This is a genomic window from Streptomyces zaomyceticus (assembly GCF_014656215.1).
Taxonomy (GTDB): domain Bacteria; phylum Actinomycetota; class Actinomycetes; order Streptomycetales; family Streptomycetaceae; genus Streptomyces; species Streptomyces zaomyceticus.
The window spans coordinates 172,714-185,600 of the sequence record NZ_BNBZ01000004.1; the positions used below are offsets into that span (position 1 = coordinate 172,714).

At 71.8% G+C, this 12,887-nt stretch carries 11 protein-coding genes and 1 pseudogene; 10 read left to right on the plus strand and 2 right to left on the minus strand.

Features of this window, described 5'->3' with window-relative positions; genetic code table 11:
* Positions 1 to 73 precede the first annotated feature (73 nt).
* The 3 genes from IE311_RS37060 to IE311_RS07885 all read left to right on the plus strand — a co-directional run bounded on the left by IE311_RS37060 (position 74) and on the right by IE311_RS07885 (position 2,673).
* Positions 74 to 205, plus strand: a complete 132-nt coding sequence (locus IE311_RS37060) for a hypothetical protein (RefSeq protein WP_266897031.1) — start codon at positions 74 to 76, stop codon at positions 203 to 205.
* Between the two features lie 80 nt (positions 206 to 285).
* Complete coding sequence (locus IE311_RS07880; RefSeq protein WP_189830861.1) at positions 286 to 1,326, plus strand: 3-isopropylmalate dehydrogenase; 1,041 nt, start codon at positions 286 to 288, stop codon at positions 1,324 to 1,326.
* Between the two features lie 258 nt (positions 1,327 to 1,584).
* Positions 1,585 to 2,673, plus strand: a complete 1,089-nt coding sequence (locus IE311_RS07885; protein WP_189830862.1) for a branched-chain amino acid aminotransferase — start codon at positions 1,585 to 1,587, stop codon at positions 2,671 to 2,673.
* A gap of 56 nt (positions 2,674 to 2,729) precedes the next feature.
* Here IE311_RS07885 and IE311_RS07890 read toward each other — a convergent pair whose 3' ends face one another.
* Positions 2,730 to 4,151 (minus strand): cytosine permease, encoded by a 1,422-nt coding sequence (locus IE311_RS07890; RefSeq protein WP_189830863.1) that lies wholly within the window; start codon positions 4,149 to 4,151, stop codon positions 2,730 to 2,732.
* Positions 4,152 to 4,288: 137 nt separating this feature from the next.
* On the opposite strand from IE311_RS07890, the pseudogene IE311_RS07895 reads away from it, so the two are divergent.
* The 7 genes and pseudogenes from IE311_RS07895 to IE311_RS07925 form a co-directional block, all read left to right on the plus strand.
* Positions 4,289 to 4,561, plus strand: a pseudogene (locus tag IE311_RS07895) (urease subunit gamma); the annotation flags it as partial.
* 44 nt (positions 4,562 to 4,605) lie between these two features.
* A complete protein-coding gene (locus IE311_RS07900; RefSeq protein ID WP_189830864.1) occupies positions 4,606 to 5,622 on the plus strand; it encodes an agmatine deiminase family protein in 1,017 nt (338 codons plus the stop codon).
* 106 nt (positions 5,623 to 5,728) lie between these two features.
* Positions 5,729 to 6,262: a hypothetical protein gene (locus IE311_RS07905; protein ID WP_189830865.1), complete on the plus strand. Its 534-nt coding sequence runs from the start codon at positions 5,729 to 5,731 to the stop codon at positions 6,260 to 6,262.
* A 93-nt stretch (positions 6,263 to 6,355) separates the two neighbouring features.
* Complete coding sequence (locus tag IE311_RS07910) at positions 6,356 to 6,901, plus strand: TetR/AcrR family transcriptional regulator (protein WP_229901796.1); 546 nt, start codon at positions 6,356 to 6,358, stop codon at positions 6,899 to 6,901.
* Positions 6,902 to 7,010: 109 nt separating this feature from the next.
* Positions 7,011 to 8,360, plus strand: a complete 1,350-nt coding sequence (locus tag IE311_RS07915) for an MFS transporter (protein ID WP_189830867.1) — start codon at positions 7,011 to 7,013, stop codon at positions 8,358 to 8,360.
* Positions 8,361 to 8,642: 282 nt separating this feature from the next.
* Positions 8,643 to 10,259, plus strand: a complete 1,617-nt coding sequence (gene cimA / locus IE311_RS07920; RefSeq protein ID WP_189830868.1) for a citramalate synthase — start codon at positions 8,643 to 8,645, stop codon at positions 10,257 to 10,259.
* A gap of 42 nt (positions 10,260 to 10,301) precedes the next feature.
* Positions 10,302 to 11,657, plus strand: coding sequence for a hypothetical protein (locus tag IE311_RS07925; RefSeq protein ID WP_189830869.1), 1,356 nt, complete (start codon positions 10,302 to 10,304; stop codon positions 11,655 to 11,657).
* Between the two features lie 95 nt (positions 11,658 to 11,752).
* Here IE311_RS07925 and dnaN read toward each other — a convergent pair whose 3' ends face one another.
* The gene (gene dnaN / locus IE311_RS07930; protein ID WP_189830870.1) at positions 11,753 to 12,853 is read right to left on the minus strand and encodes a DNA polymerase III subunit beta; all 1,101 of its coding nucleotides are present in this window, start codon (positions 12,851 to 12,853) and stop codon (positions 11,753 to 11,755) included.
* Between the last annotated feature and the right edge of the window lie 34 nt (positions 12,854 to 12,887).

Genomic DNA, 12,887 nt, shown 5'->3' on the forward strand with positions numbered 1-12,887 from the left:
CCCTGCCGGCACCTTCGATCACCACTGATCTCCGCACTTCGGATCACCACTGATCTCAAGGAGTCGATCCCTCATGGCCACTCAGACCGCCCCCCGCGTCCGCCACTCCGCCAACCGTCCCAGCGACGAGGCCCGGCAGAACGCCGCCGCAGCCCTCCAGCGCGCCCTCGACCGCCGTGACAACGGCGGGTCCACCGGCCACTGACACACCTTCACCCGAATGGCGCTTCGTCCACATGATGGACGAGACGTGTCAGACGGTGGGACGAAGAGTAGGGTGCCGACATGTCTCACAGCATCAATCTCGCAGTCATTCCCGGCGACGGCATCGGCCAGGAGGTCGTGGCCCAAGGCCTCAAGATCCTCGCGGCCGTCCTTCCCCAGGACGTGAAGCTGGAGACCGAGGAGTACGACTTCGGCGCCAAGCGCTACCACGCCACCGGTGAGACCCTCACCGACGCCGACCTCGACTCCCTCAAGAAGCACGACGCCATCCTGCTCGGCGCCATCGGCGACCCGTCGGTGCCGTCCGGCGTCCTGGAGCGCGGCTTCCTGCTGAAGCTCCGCTTCGCCTTCGACCACCACGTGAACCTGCGTCCCTCGAAGCTGCTCCCCGGCGTGGCCACCCCGCTCGCCGGGCAGCCCGAGATCGACTTCGTCGTGGTCCGCGAGGGCACCGAGGGCCCCTACACGGGCAACGGCGGCACCATCCGCAAGGGCACCCCGCACGAGGTCGCCACCGAGGTCTCGGTCAACACCGCCTTCGGCGTCGAGCGAGTCGTCCGGGACGCCTTCGCCCGCGCCCAGGCCCGCCCGCGCAAGAAGCTCACGCTGGTCCACAAGAACAACGTGCTGACCTTCGCCGGCCACCTGTGGACGAACATCTTCGCCAAGGTCGCCGCGGAGTACCCCGAGGTCACCACCGACTACCTGCACGTCGACGCCGCGACGATCTTCCTCGTCACCGACCCGGCCCGCTTCGACGTGATCGTCACCGACAACCTCTTCGGCGACATCATCACCGACCTCGCCGCGGCCGTCTCCGGCGGCATCGGCGTCGCCGCCTCCGGCAACATCAACCCGAGCGGCGAGTTCCCGTCCATGTTCGAGCCGGTCCACGGCTCCGCGCCGGACATCGCGGGCCAGGGCAAGGCCGACCCGTCGGCCACCGTCCTCTCCGTCGCCCTCCTGCTCCGCCACCTCGGCCACGAGGCCGAGGCCGTGCGGGTCGAGGAGGCCGTCGCCGCCGACCTCGTCGAGCGCGGCGACAGCGTCCGTACCACGGACGAGATCGGCGACGCGCTCGCCGCGCGAGTAGCGAGCTGACCCGCGCCGACTGACATTCGACAGCAGCCGCCGGGTCGCACAGCGCCCGGCGGCTGTCTGCTGCGCGGCCCCGGGTGCGCCCCATCGAACCCTGGACCGCGCCCACCCGTTTCCCGCACCGGTCCCCGCGAGCGATAATCGAACGTGGGGCCGCGGCATGCGGGCATGCTCGGACGTCCGCCTCTTCGGGGACAGCAGTCTCCGACGGCGACGTGCGCGCGCGGTCCTGCCCACACAACCGGTGAAGGACACGCACTCATGACGACGCCCACGATCGAGCTCAAGCCCTCCTCCAGCCCGCTGTCCGCCGCGGAGCGCGAGGCGATCCTGGCCAACCCCGGATTCGGCCGCCACTTCACCGACCACATGGTCACCATCCGGTGGACCGAGGGACGCGGGTGGCACGACGCCCAGCTGGTGCCGTACGGCCCGCTCGCGCTCGACCCGGCCACCAACGTCCTGCACTACGCGCAGGAGATCTTCGAGGGCCTGAAGGCCTACCGCCGTCCCGACGGCTCGGTCGCCAGCTTCCGCCCGGACGCCAACGCGCGCCGTTTCCAGGCCTCGGCCCGTCGGCTCGCCATGCCCGAGCTGCCCGTCGAGACCTTCGTCGAGGCCTGCGACGTCCTGGTCCAGCACGACAAGGCGTGGGTCCCCGAGCACGGCGGCGAGGCCTCGCTCTACCTGCGCCCGTTCATGATCGCGACCGAGGTCGGTCTGGGCGTCCGCCCGGCGAACGAGTACCTCTTCGTCGTCATCGCCTCCCCGGCCGGCCCGTACTTCCCCGGTGGCGTGAAGCCCGTCTCCATCTGGCTCTCGGAGAACCGCGTCCGCGCCGTCCCCGGCGGCGTCGGCGACGCCAAGACCGGCGGCAACTACGCGGCCTCCCTGCTCGCGCAGGCCGAGGCCGCCGCCAAGGGCTGCGACCAGGTCGCCTACCTCGACGCCGTGGAGCACAAGTGGGTCGAGGAGCTCGGCGGCATGAACCTGTACTTCGTGTACGGGAACAAGCTGATCACCCCCACCCTCACCGGTTCGCTGCTCGCCGGCATCACCCGTGACTCCCTGCTCAAGCTCGCCGCCGACCTCGGCCTCGAGCCCGAGGAGGGCCGCGTCTCCATCGACCAGTGGCAGGCCGACAGCGCGAACGGCACCCTCACCGAGGTCTTCGCCTGCGGCACCGCCGCCGTCATCACCCCGGTCGGCACGGTCAAGTCCGAGCGGGGCGAGTGGAAGCAGTCGGGCGGCGAGCCCGGTGAGACCACGATGAAGCTGCGCGACGCGCTGCTGGCCGTCCAGACCGGCAAGGCCGAGGACGTCCACGGCTGGATGCACGAGCTGGGCTAGGCCGTCTCTTCCGGATCTTGCCTGGCCCGCAAGATCCGAAAGAGACGACCCAGTACCTACTCCGCCTGCGCCAGGGCTTCCGGGACCACCACGGTCCCGGGAGCCCTTTTCGGCGTCAGGACGGCGTACAGCGTCCCGCCCACGATCCCCGACAGCACGAAGCTGCAGTCGATCCCGCCCGTCAGCGCGAGCAGCGGCCCCTCGTAGAGCGGCGTCGACACCGAGGCCAGGCCGACCACCGCGCCGATCGCCCAGGAGGCGGTGGCGCGCGGGTGCCAGCCCGCCGAGAACCAGTAGATCCCGCCGCGCGAGCGCCGGTTGTAGACCTGGAGCGCCTCCGGGTCGTACGAACCTCCGCAGCGCACATGGCCGATCAGGGTGATCACCGCCCAGGGTGTGCCGATCGCGGTGAGCAGCAGGACGAACGAGGTCATCGCCGACTGCGCGTCCGAGGCGAAGTGACCGAGGAAGACGAAGGCCGTCGCCACCGCCGCGACCACCAGAGTGGCGCGCGCCCGGGTGGCCCTGGGCAGGATCGCGTCGAGGTCCAGCCCCATCGAGTACAGCATCAGTCCGGCGTTGCCCGCGGAGCCGGCGGTGGCCGCGATCAGCAGCGGGACCAGGTACCAGGCGGGCGAGGCGGCGACGAGCGGCCCCGCGTAGTCGAGTCCCCCGCGGGCGGCGAGCGCCGTGAACGTGCCGAAGAGCTGGGGGACCAGCAGTCCGACCACCAGGCCGAGACAGGTGGCCCGCCAGACGGTCCGGGAGCTGTGCCGCTCGGGGGATACGTACCGGGTGTAGTCGCCGAGCAGGGTGATGAAGGCGACCGGTCCGCTGAGGCCGGCGGCCACGGCCGAGAACAGCCAGGTCGGCCAGAAGGAGCCGAGGAGGTACGGGGTGTCCGGCACCGCCGCCGTCGTGAAGTCCCCCGAGTAGGCGACGAGTCCGAGGGCCAGGAGCAGGGTCATGCCGACGGCGAGGGCCTTGCTCAGTCTGAGGAGCAGCCGGTAGCCGTACACCGCGGCGACCGCCGTGCAGGCGGCGAGCACCGCGTAGACGACGGCGTGCGAGGCGCCGCCGGTCGGCAGGCCGGTCAGCCTGGCGAGCGTCCCCACCATCACGTCGCCGCCGATCCAGAGGGTCAGCGCGGTGTAGCCGAGCGAGAGCAGCAGACCGACCACCGAGCCGACGAGCCGGCCCCGTACGCCGAAGAAGGCGCCGGAGGAGGTGGAGAGGTTGGTCGCGGTGCGCAGCGACACGAGCGCCAGGGGCGCGGTGACGGCGACGCCGACGAGCGTGCCGGTGACGACGGAGGTCACCGAGGCCCAGAGGCCGAGGCCGAACGAGACGGGGAGCCAGCCGAAGACGATCACCCCCAGGCAGAGGTTGGACCCGAGCAGGATCGCGACGAGGTCCCGGGGGCCGCTGGTGCGTTCGGCCTCCGGGACGGTGTCGACTCCGCGTTGTTCTATCGGCATGGGAACTCCTGGGGGACGGGAGCGGCGGGCACATTTAGAGTGGCGCTCAATGTGACCCCTGTCGATACCCCACGTCAATGCTTGGAACGCAGGGTCTCAACATTTAGAGTGTCGCTCAAACAGGAGGTGTTTCGGACGTGCGACTGACCCCCGCGGAACGCGACCGGCGGCTGCTCTTCGGCGCCGCCGACCTCGCCCGCGCCCGCCGGGCCCGGGGCGTGCGGCTCCATGTCCCCGAGGCGACCGCGCTCATCGCGGACACGGTCTGCGAGGCGGCCCGCGATGGCAAGCGACTCGCCGAGGCGATCGAGGCCGCCCGTCCGGTCCTCGGCCCCGACGGCGTCCCCCCTCGGCGTCGCCGCCTCCCCGTACGGAACACGGCGACAGTCCCCGTCGGCGTCACCTCGCACCCTCAACCGCCTCTACTTCCTCCGAACCCTCCTAGGACTTCCCCATGAGCTACCGCATGCCCGCCGAGTGGATGCCGCACGAGCGCACCTGGATGGCCTGGCCGAGCCCCAACCCCACCTTCACCAACGAGGCCGAGCTCGCCGAGGCCCGCGAGGCCTGGGCGTCGGTGGCCCGCGCCGTACGCCGCTTCGAGCCGGTCACGATGGTCGTCGCGCCCGGCGACGCCGAGTCCGCCCGCGCCCTCGTCGGCACCGACGTCGACCTGGTCGAGCGTGACCTCGACGACGCCTGGATGCGGGACATCGGCCCGACCTTCGTCACCAACGGGACCGAACTCGCCGCCGTGGACTGGGTGTTCAACGGCTGGGGCGGCCAGGACTGGGCCCGCTGGGAGCACGACTCGAAGATCGCCCGCCATGTCGCGGACGCGGCGGACGTCCCCGTCCTGTCCTCCCCCCTCGTGAACGAGGGCGGTGCGATCCATGTCGACGGCGAGGGCACCGTCCTGCTGACCGACACCGTCCAGCTCGGCGCCGGCCGCAACCCCGGGTGGACCCGCGAGCAGGTCGAGAGCGAGATCCACGCCAGGCTCGGCACGACGAAGGCGATCTGGCTCCCCAACGGCCTCGCCGGTGACTACGGCCTCTACGGCACCCAGGGCCACGTCGACATCGTCGCCGCCTTCGCCCGGCCCGGCACGGTCCTCGTCCACAGCCAGCAGGACCCGGCCCACCCCGACTACGAGCGCTCCCGGATGTACGTGAACATCCTGCGCGGCCAGACCGACGCCCAGGGCCGCCCCCTGGAGGTCGTCGAGATCCCCGCCCCGACCGTCCTCAAGGACGAGGAGGGGGAGTGGGTCGACTACTCGTACATCAACCACTACCTGTGCAACGGCGGCGTGGTCCTCTGCGCCTTCGACGACCCGCACGACGAACTCGCCGCCGAGATCTTCCGCCGTCTCTTCCCGGACCGCGAGGTCGTCCTGGTCGACGCGCGCACGATCTTCGCGGGCGGCGGCGGCATCCACTGCATCACGCAGCAGCAGCCGAAGGTCTGATCACGGGTACCTGCTCCGGCGCTCCGGTCCTACGGTTTCCGGGGCGCCGGGGCGTGCCCCGGAAAACCGGTGTCCACCCGGGGGTGTCCGTAGCAGGATCGCTCCGGTGGACATCCTGATCTGCGCCGTGTGCGCGCGACGCCTCACCGAGCCTGTGGGGCTCATGGACGCCGTGCCCGAGAGGCCCGGCCACGACGGACTGCCCGACCCCGACGGGCGGCGGCGCGCGGCGGCGACGATGCCGCGCGGGCGGTACGCGGTCGAGCCGCACCGCAGGGGCGGGCCCCTGGTCGTCTGCACGGCGGAGGAGCAGGCCGTGTACGACGGGATGTACCCGGACGGGCCCTGGCGGTCCGACGAGCGGGGGTGGCTCCTCGCGGGCGGCCCCCGGAACCAGTACGTACTGCACCCGGGGGACGTCCTGCCGCTCGCCCTCCACCCGGAACTCGAGCGGAGCCACGGCTGCTGCGGCCCCGGGGGAGACGACGGCGCGAACCGGGTCTGCGCCTGCGGCGCAGAGGTCGCCACCGCCTACGCCGACTGCGTCACGCCGTACGAGACCCTCTCCCCGCCCGCCGCCGTCCGTGTCGTACCGGTCGGGGAGGCCTTCGGTGGAGGGCCCGACGGCCACGTCCTGTAGAACGTACGAGTGAGTCAGAGCAACAGCCCATCGCCCCACCCCCGCCGGCGCAACCAGGCCGCCCCGCCGCGCGAGGACGTCCTCGCCGCGGCCATGGACACGATCGCCGAGCGCGGGCTCGACGGGCTCACCATGGCCGGGCTCGGGCGCCAGGTCGGGATGAGCAGCGGGCACCTGCTCTACTACTTCCGCACCAAGGACGAGCTGCTGCTCCAGACCCTGGAGTGGAGCGAGGGGCGCCTCGGCGCCGAGCGGAGCGCGCTGCTGTCCCGGCCGGGGACCGCGCGCGAGCGGCTCGACGGCTATGTCGACGTGTACGTGCCCGACGGACCCCGCGATCCGCACTGGATCCTGTGGCTGGAGGTCTGGAACCGGTCCCAGAACGCCGACGCCGAGGCCCGCGCCCGTCAGGCCGCCATCGAGGGCGCCTGGCACCGGGACCTCGTCGCGATCCTGGCCGAAGGAGTCTCGCGTGGCGAGTTCCGGACGGTCGACCCGGACCGCTTCGCCACCCGGACGAGGGCTCTTCTGGACGGCTTCAGCGTGCACGTCGCCGTAGGCGTGCCCGGCACGGACCGGGAGCAAGTCCTGCGGCACGTAAGCGAGTTCATCGAGCAGGACCTGCTGCCGCGACCGTGAAGGCACCGGCGGGAACCCGCCGCCGCGACCACAACGCACGTAAGTACACGGGATCGTTGCCCGCTGCGGCCTTGTTGCCCGCGGGCCGCGTCCGGCACGGTTCCTGCCCATGGGACGAGAGCACTGGAAGAAGATCTGGGTCGGCTCCGCGGGCAACATGGTCGAGTGGTTCGACTGGTTCGTGTACGCGAGCTTCGCCACCTACTTCGCGGGGGCCTTCTTCCCCGAGGGCAACGACACCGCCAAGCTCATGAACACCGCCGGCATCTTCGCCGTCGGCTTCTTCATGCGGCCCGTCGGCGGCTGGCTCCTCGGCCGGGTGGGCGACCGCAAGGGACGCAAGGCCGCCCTCACCCTCACCGTCACCCTGATGTCCGCCTCCGCCCTGCTCATCGCGGTCGCGCCCACCTACTCCGTCGCCGGGTACGGCGGCGCCGCCGTCCTCCTGGTCGCCCGTCTCCTCCAGGGGCTGTCGGTCGGCGGCGAGTACGCCGCCAGCGCCACCTACCTCACCGAGGCGTCCGCCCCGGAGCACCGAGGGTTCGCCTCCAGCTTCCAGTACGTCTCGATGACCGCCGGCCAGGTCCTGGGCCTCGGCCTGCTGCTCGTCCTGCAGTCCACCCTGTCCAGCGAGGCCCTGCACAGCTGGGGCTGGCGCGTCCCGTTCGTCATCGGCGCCCTCGGCGCGGCGGTCGTCTTCTATCTGCGCCGCACCATGCTGGAGACGGAGGTGTACGAGACCACCGCGGACGACGGAGTCGCGAGCGAGCAGAAGGGCACCCTCAAGGCCCTGTGGGCGCACCGCCGAGAGGCCTTCCTCGTCGTCGCCCTCACCATGGGCGGGACGGTGGCCTACTACACGTACACGACCTACCTCACCAAGTACCTCTCCAACTCCGCGGGCCTGCCCAAGCGGACCGCGACCCTGGTCTCCTTCTGCGCCCTCATCGTCTTCGCCTGCCTCCAGCCGCTCGCCGGCCGCCTCTCCGACCGGATCGGCCGCCGCCCGCTGCTCATCACCTTCGCGGTGGGCTCCACGCTCCTCACCGTCCCGATCCTGACGATGCTCAAGCACGCGGGCTCCTTCTGGCCGGCTCTCGGGCTCTCCCTGCTCGCGCTCCTGGTCGTCACCGGCTACACCTCCATCAACGCCTGTGTGAAGGCCGAGCTCTTCCCCACCGGTATCCGCGCCCTCGGTGTCGCCCTGCCGTACGCCGTCGCCAACGCCCTCTTCGGCGGCACCGCCGAGTACGTGGCCCTCTGGTTCAAGGACGCCGGGATCGAGTCGGGCTTCTACTGGTACGTGGCGGGCTGCGCGGCCGTCTCCCTGGTCGTCTACCTCACGATGCGCGAGACCCGCGACATCGACCTGGCCCGGGTCGGGACGGACGGCGCCGCGCTCCTTGGGCAGAAGCGCGGGCAGGCGGGCGGGTCTCCGGAGCGGCTGCCCGTATCGTGAGACCCCCGTCCCGCGGGGCCGCCACCTGTGTCAGACTTCCGGCGTGCTTGCTACCACGATGATTATCGGCAGCAGCGCGCCGGTCCGCAGTGGCCACTGAATCGCGGCACGACCCCCGCGGCAGTGGACACCGTGCCTCAGACCCGCGCGCAGACCTCTCGCACCCGCGAGGGGTTTTTTCGTTTTCCGGCCCCACCCACGCCGGAAGCGGACGTCGCGTGAGAATGGGGGCAAGTGGATCCAGACCTTCCGGAGCCACATCCGACAGGAGCCATCACAGTCATGACCACGGAGAACGCCGAGAGCCAGCGCCTCGACGACAGCTTCCATGTCTTCGACACGACGCTGCGCGACGGTGCGCAGCGTGAAGGCATCAACCTCACCGTCGCGGACAAGCTGACGATCGCGCGGCATCTGGACGAGTTCGGTGTGGGTTTCATCGAGGGTGGCTGGCCGGGGGCGAATCCGCGGGACACGGAGTTCTTCGCCCGGGCCCGCCAGGAGATCGAGTTCAAGAACGCGGAGCTCGTCGCCTTCGGCGCCACCCGCAGACCGGGCGGCGACGCCGCCGCCGACCCGCAGGTCAAGGCCCTCCTCGACTCCGGCGCCCCGGTCATCACGCTCGTCGCCAAGTCGCACGACCGGCACGTCGAGCTCGCCCTGCGCACCACCCTCGACGAGAACCTGGAGATGGTCCGCGACACCGTCTCCCACCTGGTCTCCCGGGGCCGCCGCGTCTTCGTCGACTGCGAGCACTTCTTCGACGGCTACAAGGCCAACCCCGACTACGCCAAGGCCGTGGTGCGTGCCGCGCACGGGGCCGGCGCCGATGTCGTCATCCTCTGCGACACCAACGGCGGCATGCTTCCCGCCCAGATCCAGGCCGTCGTCGCCACCGTCCTCGCCGACACCGGCGCCCGCCTCGGCATCCACGCGCAGGACGACACCGGCTGCGCCGTCGCCAACACGCTGGCCGCCGTCGACGCCGGCGCCACCCACGTCCAGTGCACCGCCAACGGCTACGGCGAGCGGGTCGGCAACGCCAACCTCTTCCCCGTCGTCGCGGCCCTGGAGCTGAAGTACGGCAAGAAGGTGCTGCCCGACGGCGCCCTCGCCGAGATGACCCGGATCTCGCACGCCATCGCCGAGGTCGTCAACCTCACCCCCTCCACCCACCAGCCCTACGTCGGCGTCTCCGCCTTCGCGCACAAGGCCGGGCTGCACGCCTCGGCGATCAAGGTCGACCCCGACCTCTACCAGCACATCGACCCCGAGCTGGTCGGCAACACCATGCGGATGCTGGTCTCCGACATGGCCGGCCGCGCCTCGATCGAGCTGAAGGGCAAGGAGCTCGGCGTCGACCTGGGCGGGGACCGGGAGCTGGTGGCCCGGGTCGTGGAACGGGTCAAGGAGCGTGAGCTGCGGGGCTACACCTACGAGGCCGCCGACGCCTCCTTCGAGCTGCTGCTGCGGGAGGAGGCCGAGGGCCGGGCCCGCCGCTACTTCCGCACCGAGTCCTGGCGGGCGATCGTCGAGGACCGCCCCGACGGCACCCACGCCAACGAGGCCACCGTCAAACTGTGGGCCAAGGGCGAGCGGATCGTCGCCACCGCCGAGGGCAACGGCCCCGTCAACGCCCTCGACCGCGCCATGCGCCTCGCCCTGGAACGGATCTACCCCCAGCTCGCCAAGTTCGAGCTCGTCGACTACAAGGTCCGCATCCTGGAAGGACGCCACGGCACCGAGTCCACCACCCGCGTCCTGATCACCACCAGCGACGGCAACGGCGAATGGTCCACCGTCGGCGTCGGCGAGAACGTCATCGCCGCCTCCTGGCAGGCCCTCGAGGACGCCTTCACCTACGGGGTGCTGCGGGCCGGGATCGAACCCGCAGAATAATCCTCTATGTCTTGTTCGGCCTGGTTCGGGTAGCGTCGAATCATGAGGACCAGGCCGCTCACCCTTCTGTCGGCCCTCGGCGGGCTGATACTGCTGCTGCTCCTGGTCCTGGCCCCCTCCGCGGGCGCCAGGGCCACGGGGATCCCCGACGCGGCCGCCGCCCTGAAGCAGGGCCCGGTCTACGTCGACCCCGGCGCCGCCGGCCAGCTCTCCCAGGCCGACGCCGACGCCCTCGCCCAGAAGATCAAGGACGCGGACAAGCCGCTCTTCGTGGCCGTCCTGCCCGCGAACGCGCAGTTCCCGCCGGAGGACCTCTTCCCGAACCTGCGCACCCAGACCGGGATCACCGGCCTGTACGCGATCCGTCTCGGCAACGGCTTCGACGCCAAGGCGGACGCCTCCGTGATGTCCGAGCGGGCCGTCCAGAACCTCGTCACCTCCGTACGCCAGCCGGGCGTCGACGCGGCCACCGAACTCAACAACTTCGTCGACCAGGCCCTGCCCACCCTCCGCGGCTCCGCCCCCGCGAGCTGGGGCTCCGTCGGCTCCGACTCCGGCGTCCCCGTCGCCGGACTCGTGACCCTCGGTGCCGTCGTCGTCGCCGGAGGTGCGGGCGCCTACGCGGTCGTCCGCCGCAACCGGCTCCGCAAGGAGGCCGAGGAACGCGCCGCCCTCGACAAGCTCAGGGTCGTCGTCGACGAGGACATCACCGCCTTCGGCGAAGAACTCGAACGCCTCGACTTCCACCCCGCCGAGGCCGGCGCGGACGACGCCATGCGCGGCGACTACGAACGCGCCCTCGACTCGTACGACACGGCCAAGTCCCGGATGGCCTCCGCCGGCCGGCCCCACGACGTCCGCCCGGTCACCGAGGCCCTGGAGGACGGCCGCTACGCGCTCGCCGTCCTCGCCGCCCGCCGCGAGTCCCGCCCGCTCCCCGAACGCCGCGCCCCCTGCTTCTTCGACCCGCGCCACGGCCCCTCCGTCGAGGACCGCACCTGGACCCCGGGAGGCGGCACCGCCCGCCAGGTCCCGGTCTGCGCCGCCGACGCGTCCCGCCTCGACGACGGCCTCGACCCGATGGCCCGCACGGTCGACGCGGACGGTGTCCGCCGCCCCTACTGGGAGGCGGGCCCCGCCTACGGCCCGTGGGCGGGCGGCTACTTCGGCGGCGGCATGCTCCCCGGTCTCCTGATGGGCACCGTCCTCGGCTCGATGCTCGCCACCCCGGCCTACGCGGCCGAATACGGCGGCGGCGACTTCCAGGGCGGCGACTTCTCCGGCGCCGACTTCGACTCCGGCGACTTCGGCGGCGGAGGCTTCGGCGGAGGCGACGGAGGCGGCTTCGGAGGCGGTGACTTCGGGGGCGGCGGCGACTTCGGCGGCGGCGGGTTCTGACCCGCCCCGAGCACGGCGGCGGGCTCGCACCGGCCCTCGGGCGAGCGCCTTTCGCCGTCTCGGACCAGCTGCTTCTCCCGGACCGGCTCCTTCTCTCAGACCAGCGGCTTCACCGACATCAGGAGATGGCGGTGGGTTCCTTCGGGGCCGTCGGTGAGGAGGGCTCGCTGGCCGGGGCCCAGGAGGTGGAAGTGGACCTCCCGGGTGTCCAGGGTGGTCAGGGCGTCCAGGAGGTAGCCGGGGTTGAAGGCGACCGTCAGGGTGTCCGGGCCCGTGAGGACGGCCGGGAGTCGCTGGGAGGCGATGTCGTCCTCGTATCCCGCCTGGAGCTGGATCGCGGTGGGGGTGAAGGACAGCTGGACCGGGCTGTCGCCCTCGGCGACGACCGCGACCCGCTTCACGGCCTCGGTCAGCGAGGCCCGGTCGGTGGCCGCCCGGGCGTGGTCGCCGAGTGCGAAGAGCTTGTCGTGGCGGGGGAGGCGACCGTCGAGCAGTCGGGTGGTGGTGCGCAGACCGCCGCTCTCGAAACCGATCGAGCCGCCGTCCAGGGCGAGCAGGGCCGGGCCGGTGCCCGCGAGGGAGCGGGCTATCTCGGTGAGGCGCCGGGCCGGGACGACCACGTCGGCGGGTTCCTCGGCGTCGCCACCGGGCTTCCACTCCAGGGTGCGGACCGCGTAGCGGTAGCGGTCGGTGGCCGCGAGCGTCATGGTCGTGCCGTCCAGCGCGAGCCGTATCCCGGTCAGCACCGGCAGGGAGTCGTCGCGGCCCGCCGCCACCGCCACCTGGCCGACCGCCGCCGCGAAGGCGTCCCCGTCCACCAGGCCGCGGACCTCGGGCAGCTCGGGCGGGGCGGGGTAGTCGTCCAGCGGCAGCAGGGAGAGGCCGAACCGGGCGTCGCCCGAGGTCACCGAGAGACGGGCGCCCTCCACGGCGATGTCCGTGTGTCCGCGGGGGAGCACCTTGCAGATGTCGAGCAGGCGCCGCCCCAGGACCAGGGCCCGTCCTTCGACGTCCGTGTCGGCCTCCACCTCGACCCGGGCCGAGGCCTCGTGGTCGAGTCCGGAGACCCGCAGCCGGCCGTCGGCGGCCTCCAGGAGCAGGCCGCCGAGGACGGGCAGCGGGGAGCGGGCCGGCAGGACGCGGGCGGCCCAGGCCACGGCATCGGTCAACACGGTGCTGTCGATACGGAATTCCATGCCGCCGAAGCTAGCGACCGCCACTGACAATGCC